The sequence below is a fragment of the Aquabacter sp. DMC10 genome (assembly GCF_056314145.1).
In genome coordinates this window covers 17266-32666 of record NZ_JBQUYX010000003.1, presented here as the reverse complement: position 1 = coordinate 32666, position 15401 = coordinate 17266, and the positions used below count along the sequence as shown (strand labels likewise).

Here is a 15401-nt window from a genome sequence, read left to right as displayed (position 1 = left end):
TTGCCCCATTGTCCGCGATTCCTTCCGGGTGTGCCGCAGACTCGCAGGCCCCGAAAGGGGGAGGCGGGAACAAATGGCGGACTCCGAGGTCTTAGGAAGGGACCTTTAGCGCCACCGCGCCCCCGCGCGGCGTGGCCCCACTCAGCATGAAAGCTCGGCGGACCCTTATGGCATCGACCATCCTGCTTGCGGACATCGGCGGAACCACCACGCGCGTCGCCCGCGCCGGGCCCGACGGGCGTCCGTTCGACGTGCGGGTGGAGGCCAATGACGGCTATGACAGCCTCGAGGATCTTCTGGGCGCCTATCTGGCCGTCTGCGGCGCCGAGAAGCCCCGGGCGGGTGTCCTCGCCGTTGCCGGACCCGTGTCCGGGGACGACATCCAGATGACCAACCGGTCCTGGAGCTTCTCCCGGCCGGCGCTGGCGCGGGCCCTGGGCCTGGAAGCGCTCACCGTCCTCAATGACTTCGCCGCTTTGTCGCAGAGCATTCCCATTCTCGGCCGGTCCGATCTGGTGCAGGTGGGCGCGGGACATCCGCTGGCGCAATGGCCCGTCCTCGTCTGCGGTCCGGGCACCGGCTTCGGCACGGCGGTCCTGGTGCCCCGCGCCGATGGCTATGACGTGCTGCCGGGCGAAGGCGGGCGCGCCCGGCTCGGCGCCGTGACGGCGGACGAGGCCCGGGTGGTGGCCCATCTGGTGCGGGACCTCGGCCCGGTGAGTGTGGAACATGTGCTGTCCGGCCCGGGCCTGGTGCGGCTCCATCGCATCCTGTCCGGGGACATCCTCACCTCGCACGCCATCATCCAGGCGGCCTTGGCCGGCCAGCCGGCGGAACGCGACACCTGCCACGTCTTCCTGCGCCTGCTCGGGCGCATCGTCGGCGATTTCTGCCTGCTGGTTCAGGCCAAGGGGGGCGTCTATATCGCCGGCGGCGTGGGGGCGGCGCTGGCCACGCTGTTTGCGGCCTCTCCCTTCCGCACCGCCTTCGAGGAGCATCCGCCCTATCAGGACATGCTCGGCCAGGTGCCGGTGCATGTGGTGGTGCACCCCACCCCCGGCCTGTCGGGGGCCGGCGAGGTGGGGCGCCGCCTGCTGGCCGGGCTCTGACATCGCCGCTCAGGCGGCCCCGGCGGCGTCACGCGCCATCAGATCCGTGCAGAACTGCGCCAGCGCGTCGGCCAGGTCCTTGGCGGCGCCGCTGGCGCCGTCCGCCAGCGCCAGGACCAGCTCGGTGGGTGGAATGGGCGGCAGCCCATGCCGCCGGTCGAGCACCCGGTGCTCGGCGGTCACCACCCGCTGCTCCAGAAGGGCGATCCCGAGGCCGCAGGACAAGGCCGCCTGGAGCCCGAGGATGTTCGGGCTCTCATAGGCGATGCGCCAGGCAAGGCCGGCCTGTTCCAGGCTGTGCACGGCGCGGTTGCGGTAGATGCAGCCTTGCGGAAAGGCCACCAGCGGCACCGGGGCGCCCTCCGGCACTGGCTGATTGGCTCCGGCAATCCAGACCGGCCGCTCGGGCCAGGCCGCCCGCACCCCGCCGAGCCCCGGCTCGCGCTTGAACAGCGCCACGTCCAGTTCCCCCCGCGCGAGGTCCGAGGACAGGTCACACGACAGGCCGCAACGCACATGAAGCCGCACCCCCGGGCGGGTCGCGGCGAAGGCGGCCACCGTCTGGGTGAGGGGGATGAGGGCGAAGTCGTCGGGAATGCCCAGGCGCACCATGGCCGGCGTGGCATCGCCCGCAAGCGCCGCCTTGGCCTCCGCGCTCAAAGCGAGGATGCGCCGGGCATAGCCCAGTAGCCGCTCTCCCTCTTCCGTGGGCGCGACCTTGCGTCCGTCGCGGTTGAGGAGGGGGCAGCCCGCGGCCGCCTCCAGCCGGCGGATCTGCTGGCTGACCGTGGATTGGGAACGATGCACGCGCTCGCCGGCGCGGGTGAAGCCGCCGGCATCCACCACGCTCACAAAGGCGCGCAACAGGTCGAGATCCAGCATGGCGGCCATTCCAGGGGCGGTCCGCGGGGCGCAGGACCGGTCCATTCATTTTTCAACTGTATCGCATCGAAACATCTCATTTTCAAATGCTGAGAAAATGTGGTTCTGAAGAGGAAAGGAAACGCCCATGACCTCTTCTCCCTCCGGCACCTCATCCCCCTCCGGCGATCTGGTCGGCGATCTGGCGGTTGCCGTCCCCGCCCGCCGCTTCGACGGGACGCTGGCCCTGCTGGTGGTGTTCTGCCTGCTCTGGAGCTCGGCCTTCGCGGTCTCCAAGATCGCGGTGGCGGAGGCGCCGCCGCTCCTGCTTCTGGCGACGCGCTTCCTGGCAGCGGGGGTGGCCATGCTGGTGCCGTGCGCCCTGTTCGGCGGGCTGGTACGGCTGCCGGTGCGGGATTTTTTGGCCCTGTGCCTTGCCGGGGTGCTGAACAATGCCCTCTATCTGGGGCTCGCTTATTGCGCGGTGGTGACCATCTCGTCGGGCTTCGTTGCGGTCATCATCAGCGCCAACCCGCTGATTACGGCGCTTCTGGCCGGGCCGGTGCTCGGCGAGCGGCTGCGGCCCATGAAGGTGGTGGGCCTGCTGCTGGGACTTGCCGGCGTGGTCATCGTCCTGCGCTCACGCCTCGCGGGCGGGCATGAGGATCTGTTCGGCACGCTCCTGGCGCTGGGAGGTCTGCTCGCTCTGTCCTGCGGCACAGTTCTGTTCAAGCGCCTGCGCACGCCGGCCAGCCTGTTCATGGCGAGCGGCGTGCAGTCCCTGGCGGCGGGTCTCAGCCTCATGCCGGTGGCGCTGATGATGGAGCCCGTGCACGCCATCCAGATCACGCCCACCCTGGCGGCTTGCTTTGCCTATCTCACGCTGGGCGTGTCGGTGGGCGGCTATAGCCTGTGGTACGCCATCCTCTCCCGCAGCACCGCCACCAAGGCGAGCGCGCTGCACTTCCTCATGCCGCCGCTGGGCCTTGCCTTCGGGTGGCTGCTCCTGGGCGAGGCGGTACCGCCGCTGGATTTCCTCGGCATCATTCCCATCGCGCTCGGCATCCGCCTCGTCACCCGCTGACGGGGGGCTCCGAAAAGGCAGCATCGGCGGCGGCTTCCAGCGCCGCCACATCCGCCCCGAGCGCCGCCACGGTCGCCCGCATATGCTCGGGGAAGGGCGCGCAGGCCGCGATGGGCGGGCCGCTCTTTGCCAGCGGGATCACCACCCGGCGGGAATGAAGATGCAGCATCGGCCCGCCCGGCAGGCGGGAGGCGCCGCCATAGATGGCATCGCCCAGGATCGGATAGCCCAAATGCGCCAGATGGGCGCGCAACTGGTGGGTGCGGCCGGTGATGGGCGAGAGCGCCATCACCGCCAGCCCCTCGCCCCGATAGAGCACGCGCCAGTCGGTGATGGCTTCCAGTGCGCCCGGCGTGCCCTTGGGCACCGCCTGCATCCACCAGCCCCGGTGGGGCGAGCGCTTGGCCAGCGGCTGGTCGATACGCCCCTGCGCGTCCTGAGGTGCCCCGCGGGTGACGGCCACATAGGTCTTGTCCACCTTGCCTTCGGCGAACAGCCGGTTGAGCAAGGCCAGCGCCTTGGGATGGCGGCCCAGCACCAGGCAGCCCGACGTGTCCTTGTCCAGGCGATGGGCCAGTTCCGGGCGCTTGGGCAGGCCGAAGCGCAGGTCGTCCAGATGGTCGTGCAAGGTCTCCCCGCCCTTGGGGCCGGGATGGACGGGCAGGCCGGCGGGCTTGTCGAGGACCAGCATCATCCCGTCGCGATGGAGCAGTCGGGCGGCGAGGGCCTCAGAGGAGGCCGTGGGTGCGGAAGGCGTCATGGTGGTGGCGGGCGGAAGCATCCGAGAAGCAGCAGAAGATCACATGCGCCACGCCGCCGCCGCCGTCCAGCGCCGCGCGCACCGCGCCGACGGCGATGGGCGCCGCCCGCTCCGCCGGGAAGCCATAGACGCCCGTGGAAATGGCGGGAAAGGCAAGGGAAGTGAGGCCCGCGTCCGCCGCCAGGGCCATGGACCGGCCGTAGCAGGAGGCGAGAAGCTGGTCCTCTCCCCAGCCGCCACCCCGCCAGACCGGGCCCACCGTGTGGATCACGTGCCGGGCGGGCAGGTCATGGCCGCCGGTCATCTTGGCGTCTCCGGTCTCGCAGCCGCCCAGCGTCCGGCATTCGGCCAGCAGGCCGGGGCCGGCAGCCCGGTGAATGGCGCCGTCCACGCCGCCGCCGCCCAGCAGCGAAGCATTGGCGGCATTGACGATGGCATCGGTGGACAGGGTGGTGATGTCGCCCACGAAGATGTCGAGCCGCGCCGACCCGACCAAGGCATGATGCAGTGGAACCAAGGCCTTTTCCTTCCCATGCGCTCGCCGAAGCGTGATCCCGGCGGGCAGGCCGCCGCGCGCCATGCCTCCTATATGAACTGTCATGTGCCGTGTCATTGTTCCTCCATGTCCTTGCGCCGCATGCTGAAACTCCTCCTCTTGGGGTTTTGCGGCCTCTATCTCCTGCCGGTCCTCATCGCCGCCGGGCTGTGGCTGGCGGGGGATTCGCCGCGCGACTTCTGGTCGGCGGACCGCTCCAGCGCCGGCCTATTGCCGCCCGCCGAAGCCCATGAGCCGGCCGTGGTGCGCGTCTTCGCCGCGCGCACGGTGCGCTGGCGGGGCATTTTCGCGGTTCATTCCTGGATCGTGATGAAGGAGGCGGGGGCGGACCGGTACGAGCGTTATGACTACACCGCCTGGGGCGAGCCCATTCGCGTCAACGGCTTCGTCGCCGACGGGCGGTGGTTCGGGCAAGTGCCGGACCTCGTCTATGCCGCCGATGGGCCGGATGCCGCCCGCCTCATCCCGGCCCTGCGCCGGGCCATCGCGGACTACGGGCCCCGGCGGCTCGGCGATTACTCCGCCTGGCCGGGGCCCAATTCCAACACCTTTGTCGCCGCCATCCTGGCGTCCGTGCCCGGGATTGACGCTGTTCTGCCGCCCACTGCCATCGGCAAGGATTTCCCGGTTGACGGCCGCTGGCTCGCCCGCACGCCCTCCGGCACGGGCCTGCGCGCCAGTCTTGGCGGATATGCCGGGCTCACCATCGGCTGGGTGGAGGGGCTGGAGCTGAACATTCTCGGCGCCGTGGCCGGGCTCGACCTGCGCCGCCCCGCGCTCAAGCTGCCGGCCCTCGGTCGGCTGGGCATGGCCGCGGTGGACTGAGCGCCATCGTGTCGTCACGCCCGTGTCGTCTTGAATGTGGCAGGGGGTGCTGAGGTTCAGTTAGCCAAGACCGGAGAGCCGCCAATGGCCCATACGCGAAAGACCGAACGCCGCCTTCTGACCGCGAACGAGATGGAGTTCGTGGAGAAGGCGCGCCACCCCACTCTGGCCGGCATGGTGCATGCGGATCTGGTGGCGCTGGTTCACAATCTGCGGGAGCGTCGGGACCGTGCCCAGGCCATCGCCAACGACCAGCGCCGCAGCCTGCGCGGCAAGGGGGGGCGGGGCGAGGTGACCTATGACAAGGCCGATTCCGGCAACCGCCAGAAGGCCGCCGTGCTCACCGACGCGCTCACCCGCGTCCGCCGGGAGTTGAAGCGCCGGGCCGATTTCCTGGCCCATCTGGAACTGGTGGCCAATGCCCGCCGGGCGCTCGAGCTGAAGCGTGCGGCGGATGTACCCCACCATCCCGAGGCGGGCGACCATGCCAATACCGGCATGCGGCCGAAGCAGAAGCGCCGGCTGGAGCGCATCGGCAGCCGGTCCGGCGAGGCGGGCCGTGTCACCAAGTTCGTGGCGGTGGCGCAGGCCAAGAAGGATTCGCGCTGAGCGATCCCTAGAGCGTTTCAGCGTTTCGTGGAGACGCTGAAACGCTCTATCTCCCTGTCACGCGAGGCGGGTCCCGCTTCGCTCGGACATGATCGGATCCCGCTCTCGCGGCGGGGACCGGCCTATTCGGCCAGTTCCAGCCGCAGGTCCAGGGTGGAGCGCTTGCCGATGTCGTCATAATGGGCGGAGAGGAAATCCTCCGCCGCCTGCCGGCCCACATCCCGCAAATGCTGCAGGAAGGCCCATTCGGCGTTCATCTTGGAGGTCACGTCCAGGTTCACCAGCTGGTCGGCGCCGCCGATGCGGTGCAGGCGCACCCGCCGGAAGCCCGAGCCGCCCAGCGTCCATCGCGTCAGCAGGCCCTGCTCGATGAGCTGCGTCACCTGGTCGATGGCGCGCAGCTGGGACAGCAGCGAGGCGTTGAAGGTGATCTCGTTGATGCGGTTCTGGATCTCGGCTGAGGTCCGGGGCGTCTCCTCGCGCAGGATCGGATTGATCTGCACCAGCAGGATGTCGTCCGCCTCCACCTTCTCATAGAGGGGGAAGAGGGGCGGGTTGCCCATATAGCCGCCGTCCCAATAGGGCACGCCGTCGATTTCCACCGCCTGGAAGATGAAGGGCAGGCAGGCGGAGGCCATCACCGCATCGGCGGTCATGTCCTCATGGCCGAAGATGCGGGCGCGGCCGGTGTGCACATTGGTGGCGGAGATGAAGACCTTCACGCTGGAGGCGCGGATGGCCTCGAAATCCACGTGAACGTTCAGGATCTCGCGCAGCGGATTGATGTTGAGCGGGTTGAAGTCGTAGGGCGACAGGAAGCGGCTCGCCACCTCGAAGGCCAGATAAGCCGGGTTGCGCGCCAGCGACCAATTGCCCAGCAGCCGGTCGAACGCGGTGCGTTGGAGCGGCGAGAGCCGCCCGTCCCGCGAGACGTCCCGCCAGAACAGGGTGAGCGCCGCCCGCGCCTCGTCCGGCCCGCCCTTGGCGAGGCCGGAGGCCATGACAACCGCGTTCATGGCCCCGGCACTGGTGCCGGAAATGCCGGAGATGGAGATGCTCTCCTCCTGGAGGAGGCGATCCACCACCCCCCAGGTGAAGGCGCCATGGGCGCCCCCGCCCTGGAGGGCGAGGGAAATCGCCTTCCGGGGGGAGCGCTTCGTGCCGGAGGCACTCATGGCGTCGGCCTTTCCGGCCGCAGGGATCTCACTCAGCGACCCAGCCGCCGTCGATCTGCTGCATGGAACCGGTGATGGACCGGGCATTGTCGGACGCCAGGAACACCGCCAGCGCCGCCACTTCTTCCACCGTGATGAATTCCTTGGTGGGCTGGGCGGCCAGGATCACGTCCCGCTTGACCTGCTCTTCCGTGATGCCGCGCGCCTTGGCGGTATCGGGAATCTGCTTCTCCACCAGGGGCGTCCAGACATAGCCGGGGCAAATGGCGTTGCAGGTGATGCCGAAGGTGGCGGTCTCAAGGGCGATGGTCTTGGTCAGGCCGGCAATGCCGTGCTTGGCCGAGACATAGGCGGACTTGAAGGGCGAGGCCACCAGCGCATGGGCCGAGGCGGTGTTGATGATGCGGCCCCACTTCTTGGCCTTCATGCCGGGAATGGCGGCGCGGCTGGCGAAGAAGGCGGCGGACAGGTTGATGGCGATGATCTTGTTCCAGGTGTCGATCGGGAATTCCTCGACCGGGGCCACATGCTGGATGCCGGCATTGTTCACCAGGATGTCGCAGGCGCCGAGTTCGGTCTCGGCGAGCTTGACCATGCCGGCGATTTCCTCGGGGTCGAGCATGTTGGCGTCGGAATAGAGCGCCTTGACGCCGAAATCGGCCTCGATCTTGGAGCGCTCGGCCTCGATCGCGGCGGCGTCGCCCAGGCCGTTGATGACCACGTTCGCACCCTCGGCGGCGAAGGCGCGGGCATAAGCCAGCCCGATTCCGCTGGTGGAACCCGTGACGACGGCGACCTTACCCTTCAAGGACATGTCTGATCCCCATTCTATGCGATGCGGGCGGCCGCGGGGGCCGCTCGCCCGAGGTTTAGAGCGAAGCTGTGACGCTGGCGTCACGTTCCATCGCGCGCAGACCTTGCGCCGCAAAATCGGCGCGCGCAACCGTGCTGGATCAAGGCTGCTTGAGGCAGGCGGCCACGACCTCCTTCACCGGGTGCAGGCATTCCACCACTGTCTTACCACCTTCCGCCGAAAAGACGGCGACGTGCTGGAAGCCGCGCTGATGGTTCACGCAATAGCCCCCCATCAGCGCCTCGCCGTCGGCGCAGCTCACCGTGCACCCCGCCTGCGGACAGGCCGCGGTGCGCAGCGTGATGAGGCTCGCGGCGGTGGCGCCTGCGGGGCCTGCGGGGCCTGCCGGGCCGATGGGACCTTGCGGGCCGGTGGGGCCGGCGGGACCGGCGGGGCCCATGGGGCCGGCAGGGCCTGCCACCCCGGCGGGCCCGGGAGGACCGATGGGACCGGCAGCACCGGCCGCGCCGGCGGGCCCGGCATCCCCCTTCGGGCCGGGCTGGCCCTCGAAACAGCCCGCCAGAGGCAGGGCGATGGCCGCAACCAACAGGAACTTGAACATCCGCATGGAAGCCCCCTAACGCCGGTCTGCCCGGCGGCGGCATCCTGCCGTTCGTGACCCTGGGGAACAAGGTGGTTTGGTGATCGGCGCGCCGTGGCGCGCGGACGCTGGAGCCATTACATTGGCGCCATGGCGTCCTCCCACTCCGGCTCCTCCCACGATCATGACCACGACCACGCCGCCTGCGTGGCCGATGCGGTGGCGCGCTTCGAGGCGCGGTGCGCGGAACGGGGGCTGCGGCTGACCCCCTTGCGCCGCCGGGTGATGGCCGCCCTCGCCCAGAGCCACGTGCCACTGGGCGCCTACGAACTGGTGGAGCGCCTGGGGCGCGAGGGCGAGCGCCCGGCGCCCATGTCGGTCTATCGGGTGCTGGACTTCCTGGTGGCGGAGGGCTTGGCCCACCGCATCGAGAGCCGCAACGCCTTCCTGGCCTGCGGGCACACCCACGGCGCCACCGACGTGGCGGTGTTCCTCATCTGCGAGCAGTGCGGGGCAGCGCAGGAGGTGGCGTCCCATGCGCTGGGCCGCGACCTGTCCTGGGCCGCGCGCGCCGCCGGCTTCGAGCCGCGCCAGCGGGTGCTGGAAGTGGCGGGGCGGTGCGCCGGGTGCAAGGGGAAGGGCGACGGGGGGCAAGGGGCGGCGCCGATCCGGGCGGATGTCACGGAACCTTGAGCCGCGTGCCCCATGATTGACGTTGCTGCCCGGCGGGCCTAACCGATGGGGCGAATGCGAGGCCTATCATGACCCAGTCCCCGGTCGTTCCCGACGAACTCCTGGAAGCCGGCCCGGCCCGGCGCAAGGCCACCGTGGGCGTGCCGGTGGGGCGCGTGATGGTGGGTGGCGGCGCGCCGGTGGTGGTCCAGTCCATGACCAACACGGACACCGCCGACATTGCCGGCACGGTGCGCCAGGTGGCGGCGCTGGCGCGGGCGGGGTCGGAGATCGTGCGCATCACGGTGGACCGGGACGAGGCCGCCGCCGCCGTGCCTCATATCAAGGACAAGCTGCTGGCCATGGGCATCGACGCCCCGCTGGTGGGCGACTTCCATTATATCGGCCACAAGCTGCTCGCCGACCATCCCGCCTGCGCCGAGGCGCTGGACAAATACCGCATCAATCCCGGCAATGTGGGTTTCGGCGACAAGAAGGACCGGCAGTTCGCCGCCATCGTCGAGACCGCCATCCGCCACGACAAGCCGGTGCGCATCGGCGCCAATTGGGGCTCGCTGGATGGCGAGCTTCTGACCCGGCTCATGGACGAGAACGCCGCGCTCCCCCGCCCCGCCGAGGCGCGGGCGGTGACGCGCGAGGCGCTCGTGCGCTCGGCGCTGCTTTCGGCGGCGCTGGCCGAGGAGATCGGCCTTCCCCGCAACCGCATCATCCTTTCCGCCAAGGTCTCGGCGGTGCAGGATCTCATCGCCGTCTATTCCGAACTCTCCCGCCGCTCCGACTATGCCCTGCATCTGGGGCTGACCGAGGCGGGCATGGGCTCGAAGGGCATCGTCGCCTCCACCGCCGCCATGGGCGTGGTGCTCCAGGCCGGCATCGGCGACACCATCCGCGTGTCCTTGACCCCCGAGCCCAATGGCGACCGCACCCGCGAGGTGCAGGTGGCGCAGGAAATCCTCCAGACCATGGGCCTGCGCACCTTCGTGCCCTTGGTCGCCGCCTGCCCCGGCTGCGGGCGCACCACCTCCACCGTATTCCAGGAACTGGCGCAGAGCGTGCAGGACATGATCCGCGAGCGCATGCCGGAATGGAAGAAGTCCTATCCCGGCGTCGAGGCGCTGAACGTGGCGGTGATGGGCTGCATCGTGAACGGGCCGGGTGAAAGCAAGCACGCCGACATCGGCATCTCCCTCCCCGGCACCGGCGAAACCCCCTCCGCCCCCGTCTTCATCGACGGCAAGAAGGCCGTCACCTTGCGCGGTGCCAACATCCAGGAAGAGTTCCGGGCGCTGGTGGAGGATTATGTGGCCAAGCGCTTCGGCGTGACTGCAAAGGCGGACGACGCGAAGGTGGATGCGGCGGAGTGAGGGCCATTGGCGCCTGAGGCGCCTTCCTCTCGCCTCGTGGCGTGGGCATAAGGGCCTCACCTGACGTAAGGAGAGGCTCCCATGAAGCATTTTCCGATCGCTGCCTTCGCCGCCGCTCTCTGCCTTGCCTCCCCGCTTTCGGCCCAGGAGACCACGAAGAACCCTCGCGATGTGTCCGCCGGCACTTATGAGGCGGACCCGGGCCACACCCGCGTGACCTGGACGATCAAGCATCTGGGCTTCTCCACCTATAGCGGCATCGTCCCGGCCATCACCGGCACTCTGGTGCTCGACCCCAAAAACCCTAATGCCAGCCGCGTGGAGGTGACCATCCCGGTTGACCAAGTGGGCACCCTCGATCCGGCGCTGGACGCACATCTGCGGGCAGGGGATTTCTTTGACGTGGCCAACTTCCCGATTGCGACCTTCAGGTCCACGCGGGTCGAGGCGCATGGCGACGATGCGCGCATCACGGGCGAACTGACCCTGCGCGGCATCACGCGGCCTGTGACCTTGGAGGCAGAGTTCAATCAGGCGGGCGTCGCGCCAACCGACAAGACCTACACGGTGGGTTTTGACGCCAAGGCGAAGATCAAGCGGTCCGATTTCGGCATGACCGCCTTCCTGCCCATGGTCGGTGACGAGGTGGAGCTTCGGATCGAGGCGGAATTCAAGAAGAAATAGCGCCCACGTCCCGCGGCCCCCTCAATACGGAAAGAACGGCCCGCCCCACAGCCCATAGTCGAAGTCGAAATTGTCGTCCGGGAGGGGCGCGCGGGCGGCTTCGTCGGCCATGCGCTGCTGGTAGCGGGCCTGCTGGTAGAGGCCGTAATTGTCCTCGGTGCCGTAATAGATGCAGTTGCAGCCGGCGGGGTCGGCATAGAGATAGACGGTGCGCCCCTTCTGGACCTGGGTGACGAAGGTGTTGGGCGGCAGCGCCTTCATGGATGCGACCTTGGCCGGCGTGTCCGCCAGGCGCTTATGGAAGCCGGCGGTGGCCAGGGCGTCCTCTTTCTCCTGCGCCGTGGTGGAGCAGCCGGCGGCGGCGAGCCCGAGCGCGGCCATGAGCGGGGCCACCAGCAGGGCGGAACGGATTTTCATGAGCAAACGCCTCGGTTTCCACCTCGCACCCTAAACGGATCGCCGCGTCTGTCCAGGCGCGTGCGGGGCCGGCGGAGCCGTACGGGGCATGCGCATCCGTACCGCCCATCTGGAGAGGGCGCTCGCGCCAGATCCCCACGTCCACGGCGCGCCAGAGGGCGCACGGCCCCGGAGGCGGACCCCTCACCCCACCTTGCGGCGGTCCTCGATGGTCTTGGCGTCGTCCGGCAGCGTGCCCCGCGCCAGAAATGCGAGGCGGCAGCGCAGCTTGGTTGAGGCGCGCAGATCGTCCAGCAGCGCCTCCTCAGCCAGCGCAGCGCCTTCGGCCAGCTCCACCTCCAGCAGCATGTCGTCGCTGGTGCCGTTATGGTCCACCACCAGCCGCGCCTTGGTGATGGCCGGGTGCTTCTTCACGGCGGAGGTCACCTGGATGGGATGCACGAACATGCCCCGGATCTTGGTCACCTGGTCGGCCCGCCCCAGCCAGCCGCGCAGCCGGCCATTGGTGCGCCCGCAGGCGCTCATGCCGGGCATGAGGGCGGAGAGGTCGCCGGTGGCGAAGCGGATGAGGGGATAATCGGGCTCCAGCAAGGTCACGACCACCTCGCCCACCTCGCCCTCGGCCTCCACCGGATCGCCGGTGCCCGGGCGCACGATCTCCACGATCACATGCTCTTCCAGGATCATGCCGTCCTCCGCCTCGCTCTCATAGGCGACGAGGCCGAGATCGGCGGAGCCATAGGCCTGGCGGGCGGTGATGCCGGCGTCCCGAAGCGCCGCCCGCATGGCCGGCAGGAAGGCCTCGCCCGTCACCAGCGCCTTGGTGAGGGAGGAAATGTCGGTGCCCTCTTGGCGGGCCTTGTCCACCAGGATCTTCAGGAAGGAAGGGGTGCCGGCATAGCCGTGGGGCCGGATGTCGGCGATGGCGCGCAATTGCAGGTCGGTCTGGCCGACGCCGGCGGGCACCACGGCGCAGCCCAGTGCATGGGCCCCGCTCTCCATCATCGAGCCGGCAGGGGTCAGGTGATAGGAGAAGGTGTTGTGCAGGATCTCGCCCTTGCGAAAGCCGCAGGCATGAAGGGCGCGGGCGAAGCGCCAGTAATCGGGCCGCCGGCCTTCGGGATCATAAATGGGGCCGGGCGACATGAAGATGCGGGCGAGATCGCCGGGCGGGGTGCCGTTCAGCCCGCCGAAGGGCAGGCTTTTGGGCTGGAGATAGGGCAGGTCGGACTTGCGGGTGACCGGCAGGCGGGCGAGAGCCGCGCGGCTGGTCACCGTTTCCGCGTCCACATCCTTCAAGAGCGCCGCGAAATAGGCCGACCGCGTCTTGGCGGTGGCCACCTGGGCGGCGAGCGCGGTCATGAGCGCGGCCTCGCGCTGCTGCGGGTCGCGGGTCTCAAGGGCGTCAAAGAAGCGGTCGGTGTTGGTCATCTCGCCCTCGCTCATCGTCTGAGCCGTCTTGGTGCGGTTGTCGTCGGTTGGTCGCGTCCGTCCGCCCCGGTGCGCGACCGGGTCGCCATGCGTCTCGGGCGATGGCCTGGCGGGCCGGCCTACAGCCAGCGCTTGCGGCGCTTGAAGGACTTCAGGTTCTTGAACGACTTGCGCTCCTCGCCGCCGCCCTGGCCCAGATAGAATTCCTTCACGTCCTCATTGGTGGAGAGCTGCTCGGCCGTGCCGTCCAGCACGATCTTGCCCTGCTCCATGATGTAGCCGTAGTCCGCCACCGAGAGCGCCACGCGGGCATTCTGCTCCACCAGCAGGATGGTGACGCCCAGATCCCGGTTGAGCTGCTTGATGATGGCGAACACCTCCTTCACCAGGAGGGGCGAGAGGCCCATGGACGGCTCGTCCATGAGAATCAGCTTGGGGCGGGCCATCATGGCACGGCCGATGGCCAGCATCTGCTGCTCGCCGCCGGAGAGATAACCGGCGAGGCCGGTGCGCTCCCGTAGGCGCGGGAAATACTGGTAGACGCGCTCGATGTCGCTTTTGACCTCATTGTCCCGGCGGGTGAAGGCGCCAAGGCGCAGATTCTCCAGGATGGTCATGTCGGCGACGATGCGGCGCCCCTCCATCACCTGGAAGATGCCGCGCCGGACGATCTGGTCCGGCTCGATGCCGTTGATGCGCTCGCCCAGGAAGGAGACGTCGCCGCGCGTGATCTCGCCGTCCTCGGACTTCAGCAGACCCGATATGGCTTTGAGCGTGGTGGACTTGCCGGCGCCGTTGGAGCCCAGCAGCGCGACGATCTTGCCCTGCGGGACCTTGAGCGAGAGGCCGCGCAGCACCAGGATGACGTCGTTATAGACCACCTCGATATTGTTGACGTTCAACATGGGCGCCGCCGTGTCGAGGGCGGGCGAGGGGTCGATCTTCAGCGCGGCCTCTGCCATGGCGGGACCTTCGGGCTTGGGCCGTTCCGACCGGTGCGCCCGGGCGTCGACGGCCATGCTTCATGCAAATGGGAAGGGTCCGAACGGGGCCGGGCGAATGTCCGGCCCCTCGGGTGTCCGGCCCCCTCTGTCCCTGCTGGGGATCAGGAGGCACCGGACGAGGCAATCACCAGCCCTGCAGCTCGGTCTTGCGGGGCAGGTTGATGGTGGCGACCTTGTCGAGCTTGATGATGCCCTTGTCGACGAGATCGGTCACCGAGCCCTCGGTCGGGCCGTTCACCACGGCGCGATAGAGGTCAACCGTGGTGGTGGGTCGATGGTCGCTGGCGGTCCAGGTGGAGGGATTGCAGACGCCCTCCGTGCCCTTCGGCACCCAGTCGGTCTTCTGGTACATGCCGTCGCGGATCTTCACGCCATTGATGCCGCCATTCTTGTCGGCCCACTCCATGGCTTCCTTCATGTACATGACGGTGCACACGGCGGCGAGATAGTGCACCGGCCGGTATTCCTTCCCGTCCGGGTCCGAGACCTTGGAGATGGCCTTGAAGGTGGCAAGGCCCGGGGCCGAGCCGGTCCAGGTGACGGCGGTGCGCACCGGGAAGATGACGCCATTGGCGGCCGAGCCGGCCGCCTTGGCGGCATTCTCGTCCATGCCCCACACATTGCCGAAGAACTGCGCCTTCACGCCGGCCGCCTCGCAGGCCTTGAGCACCGAGATGTTGGAGCCGGCGGTGTTGCCGAGATAGGCGTAATTGGCGCCCGACTGCTTCAGCGTCAGGCACTGGGCGGTGTAGTCGCCGGGGGTGAGGGCGAAGGTGATGGGCTCCAGCACCTCAAAGCCCAGCTCCTTGGCATAGGCCTCGGCGGCCGCCTTGGGCGAGTTGGGGAAGGGGTGGTTGGCGCCCATGTGCACCCATTTGGGCTTGCCCTGGCCGCCCTTGGCCTTCCAGTCGTCGGCGGCCCACTGCACCATGGCGCGGGCGGCGTCGGAATAGGACGGGCCGTAGAAGAAGTTGAACGGCGCGGCGCGCTCGCTCTTCTCGTTCACCTTGCCCTTGGGATCGGTGAGGGTGGCGGCGTAGGAGCCCGAATAATAGGGAATCTCCTCCTTGGTCACCATGGCCACCAGCGCCTCGGTGTCGGCGGTGCCCCAGCCCTGGATCGCCACCACCTTGTCGGTGCCCACCCACTTCTTGAAGGCGGCCAGCGCGCGCGGCACCTGGTAGCCATATTCGTTGAAGTCGGAATTGATCTGCTTGCCGTTCACCCCGCCATTCTTGTTGATCCAGGCGATGGTGTCCTGGACGCCCTGGCCATAGGGCTTGCCCACGTCCGACGTGCCGCCGGAATAGTCGGCGAGGTGGCCGATATTGATGGACTGAGCGAGGGCGGGGCTGGCCGCCGCGAGCGCAAGTGCGGAAACGAGAGGCAGTGCGAACTTGGTCATCTGGCTTCTCCTTGGGATCTTTCCTCTGCG

Annotated in this window: 17 protein-coding genes; 7 read left to right on the top strand and 10 right to left on the bottom strand. The window is 68.7% G+C overall.

Translation table 11 applies throughout. The annotated features are described in order from the left end of the window. Positions 1 to 167 precede the first annotated feature (167 nt). The gene (locus ACT54L_RS08900; RefSeq protein WP_476085230.1) at positions 168 to 1109 is read left to right on the top strand and encodes a glucokinase; all 942 of its coding nucleotides are present in this window, start codon (positions 168 to 170) and stop codon (positions 1107 to 1109) included. A gap of 9 nt (positions 1110 to 1118) precedes the next feature. Here the strand turns inward: ACT54L_RS08900 and ACT54L_RS08895 are convergent, their stop codons facing one another. Beyond that, positions 1119 to 1991: a LysR substrate-binding domain-containing protein gene (locus tag ACT54L_RS08895; RefSeq protein ID WP_476085229.1), complete on the bottom strand. Its 873-nt coding sequence runs from the start codon at positions 1989 to 1991 to the stop codon at positions 1119 to 1121. A gap of 127 nt (positions 1992 to 2118) precedes the next feature. On the opposite strand from ACT54L_RS08895, the gene ACT54L_RS08890 reads away from it, so the two are divergent. Beyond that, complete coding sequence (locus ACT54L_RS08890) at positions 2119 to 3054, top strand: DMT family transporter (protein WP_476085228.1); 936 nt, start codon at positions 2119 to 2121, stop codon at positions 3052 to 3054. On the opposite strand, the gene ACT54L_RS08885 is transcribed toward ACT54L_RS08890, so the two are convergent. Both ACT54L_RS08885 and ACT54L_RS08880 read right to left on the bottom strand, forming a co-directional pair. Beyond that, entirely contained in the window at positions 3044 to 3814 is a 771-nt protein-coding gene (locus ACT54L_RS08885; protein ID WP_476085227.1) for an RluA family pseudouridine synthase, read from the bottom strand. The two genes, ACT54L_RS08890 and ACT54L_RS08885, sit on opposite strands and share 11 nt — an antisense overlap. Continuing rightward, positions 3783 to 4331 carry an O-acetyl-ADP-ribose deacetylase gene (locus tag ACT54L_RS08880; protein WP_476085226.1) on the bottom strand — a complete coding sequence of 183 codons (549 nt, stop codon included), beginning with the start codon at positions 4329 to 4331 and terminating at the stop codon, positions 3783 to 3785. Before ACT54L_RS08880 ends, ACT54L_RS08885 begins: the two co-directional genes overlap by 32 nt. A 120-nt stretch (positions 4332 to 4451) precedes the next feature. On the opposite strand from ACT54L_RS08880, the gene ACT54L_RS08875 reads away from it, so the two are divergent. Both ACT54L_RS08875 and ACT54L_RS08870 read left to right on the top strand, forming a co-directional pair. Further along, positions 4452 to 5195, top strand: a complete 744-nt coding sequence (locus ACT54L_RS08875) for a DUF3750 domain-containing protein (protein WP_476085225.1) — start codon at positions 4452 to 4454, stop codon at positions 5193 to 5195. 84 nt (positions 5196 to 5279) lie between these two features. Then, on the top strand, positions 5280 to 5804 hold the full coding sequence (locus ACT54L_RS08870; protein ID WP_476085224.1) for a hypothetical protein: 525 nt from the start codon (positions 5280 to 5282) through the stop codon (positions 5802 to 5804). Positions 5805 to 5926: 122 nt separating this feature from the next. Here the strand turns inward: ACT54L_RS08870 and ACT54L_RS08865 are convergent, their stop codons facing one another. The 3 genes from ACT54L_RS08865 to ACT54L_RS08855 all read right to left on the bottom strand — a co-directional run bounded on the left by ACT54L_RS08865 (position 5927) and on the right by ACT54L_RS08855 (position 8400). Continuing rightward, complete coding sequence (locus ACT54L_RS08865; protein ID WP_476085223.1) at positions 5927 to 6979, bottom strand: patatin-like phospholipase family protein; 1053 nt, start codon at positions 6977 to 6979, stop codon at positions 5927 to 5929. Between the two features lie 28 nt (positions 6980 to 7007). Continuing rightward, positions 7008 to 7793, bottom strand: a complete 786-nt coding sequence (locus tag ACT54L_RS08860; RefSeq protein ID WP_476085222.1) for a 3-hydroxybutyrate dehydrogenase — start codon at positions 7791 to 7793, stop codon at positions 7008 to 7010. A 139-nt stretch (positions 7794 to 7932) separates the two neighbouring features. Continuing rightward, the gene (locus ACT54L_RS08855; protein ID WP_476085221.1) at positions 7933 to 8400 is read right to left on the bottom strand and encodes a hypothetical protein; all 468 of its coding nucleotides are present in this window, start codon (positions 8398 to 8400) and stop codon (positions 7933 to 7935) included. Between the two features lie 123 nt (positions 8401 to 8523). Here ACT54L_RS08855 and ACT54L_RS08850 point away from each other — a divergent pair, with 123 nt between their 5' ends. The 3 genes from ACT54L_RS08850 (at position 8524) to ACT54L_RS08840 (ending at position 11114) form a co-directional block, all read left to right on the top strand. Then, entirely contained in the window at positions 8524 to 9066 is a 543-nt protein-coding gene (locus tag ACT54L_RS08850) for a Fur family transcriptional regulator (protein ID WP_476085758.1), read from the top strand. Between the two features lie 68 nt (positions 9067 to 9134). Continuing rightward, entirely contained in the window at positions 9135 to 10430 is a 1296-nt protein-coding gene (gene ispG, locus ACT54L_RS08845) for a flavodoxin-dependent (E)-4-hydroxy-3-methylbut-2-enyl-diphosphate synthase (RefSeq protein WP_476085220.1), read from the top strand. A gap of 81 nt (positions 10431 to 10511) precedes the next feature. Further along, a complete protein-coding gene (locus tag ACT54L_RS08840; RefSeq protein WP_476085219.1) occupies positions 10512 to 11114 on the top strand; it encodes a YceI family protein in 603 nt (200 codons plus the stop codon). Between the two features lie 21 nt (positions 11115 to 11135). On the opposite strand, the gene ACT54L_RS08835 is transcribed toward ACT54L_RS08840, so the two are convergent. The 4 genes from ACT54L_RS08835 to ACT54L_RS08820 form a co-directional block, all read right to left on the bottom strand. Next, positions 11136 to 11531: a hypothetical protein gene (locus tag ACT54L_RS08835; protein WP_476085218.1), complete on the bottom strand. Its 396-nt coding sequence runs from the start codon at positions 11529 to 11531 to the stop codon at positions 11136 to 11138. Positions 11532 to 11714: 183 nt separating this feature from the next. After that, positions 11715 to 12962 (bottom strand): phenylacetate--CoA ligase family protein, encoded by a 1248-nt coding sequence (locus ACT54L_RS08830; protein WP_476085217.1) that lies wholly within the window; start codon positions 12960 to 12962, stop codon positions 11715 to 11717. 119 nt (positions 12963 to 13081) lie between these two features. Further along, the gene (locus tag ACT54L_RS08825; RefSeq protein ID WP_476085216.1) at positions 13082 to 13924 is read right to left on the bottom strand and encodes an ABC transporter ATP-binding protein; all 843 of its coding nucleotides are present in this window, start codon (positions 13922 to 13924) and stop codon (positions 13082 to 13084) included. A 166-nt stretch (positions 13925 to 14090) separates the two neighbouring features. Beyond that, positions 14091 to 15371 (bottom strand): ABC transporter substrate-binding protein, encoded by a 1281-nt coding sequence (locus tag ACT54L_RS08820; RefSeq protein WP_476085215.1) that lies wholly within the window; start codon positions 15369 to 15371, stop codon positions 14091 to 14093. Positions 15372 to 15401 lie beyond the last annotated feature (30 nt).

Excerpts from the sequence above, each read along its gene's own strand:
- ACT54L_RS08840 (WP_476085219.1), top strand. The coding sequence starts at position 10,512 with ATGAAGCATTTTCCGATCGCTGCCTTCGCCGCCGCTCTCTGCCTTGCC.
- ACT54L_RS08890 (WP_476085228.1), top strand. The coding sequence starts at position 2,119 with ATGACCTCTTCTCCCTCCGGCACCTCATCCCCCTCCGGCGATCTGGTC.
- ACT54L_RS08860 (WP_476085222.1), bottom strand. The coding sequence starts at position 7,793 with ATGTCCTTGAAGGGTAAGGTCGCCGTCGTCACGGGTTCCACCAGCGGA.
- ACT54L_RS08850 (WP_476085758.1), top strand. The coding sequence starts at position 8,524 with ATGGCGTCCTCCCACTCCGGCTCCTCCCACGATCATGACCACGACCAC.
- ACT54L_RS08870 (WP_476085224.1), top strand. The coding sequence starts at position 5,280 with ATGGCCCATACGCGAAAGACCGAACGCCGCCTTCTGACCGCGAACGAG.
- ACT54L_RS08885 (WP_476085227.1), bottom strand. The coding sequence starts at position 3,814 with ATGACGCCTTCCGCACCCACGGCCTCCTCTGAGGCCCTCGCCGCCCGA.
- ACT54L_RS08895 (WP_476085229.1), bottom strand. The coding sequence starts at position 1,991 with ATGCTGGATCTCGACCTGTTGCGCGCCTTTGTGAGCGTGGTGGATGCC.
- ACT54L_RS08820 (WP_476085215.1), bottom strand. The coding sequence starts at position 15,371 with ATGACCAAGTTCGCACTGCCTCTCGTTTCCGCACTTGCGCTCGCGGCG.
- ACT54L_RS08900 (WP_476085230.1), top strand. The coding sequence starts at position 168 with ATGGCATCGACCATCCTGCTTGCGGACATCGGCGGAACCACCACGCGC.
- ACT54L_RS08875 (WP_476085225.1), top strand. The coding sequence starts at position 4,452 with ATGCTGAAACTCCTCCTCTTGGGGTTTTGCGGCCTCTATCTCCTGCCG.
- ACT54L_RS08855 (WP_476085221.1), bottom strand. The coding sequence starts at position 8,400 with ATGCGGATGTTCAAGTTCCTGTTGGTTGCGGCCATCGCCCTGCCTCTG.
- ACT54L_RS08830 (WP_476085217.1), bottom strand. The coding sequence starts at position 12,962 with ATGACCAACACCGACCGCTTCTTTGACGCCCTTGAGACCCGCGACCCG.
- ACT54L_RS08835 (WP_476085218.1), bottom strand. The coding sequence starts at position 11,531 with ATGAAAATCCGTTCCGCCCTGCTGGTGGCCCCGCTCATGGCCGCGCTC.
- ACT54L_RS08865 (WP_476085223.1), bottom strand. The coding sequence starts at position 6,979 with ATGAGTGCCTCCGGCACGAAGCGCTCCCCCCGGAAGGCGATTTCCCTC.
- ispG (WP_476085220.1), top strand. The coding sequence starts at position 9,135 with ATGACCCAGTCCCCGGTCGTTCCCGACGAACTCCTGGAAGCCGGCCCG.
- ACT54L_RS08825 (WP_476085216.1), bottom strand. The coding sequence starts at position 13,924 with ATGGCAGAGGCCGCGCTGAAGATCGACCCCTCGCCCGCCCTCGACACG.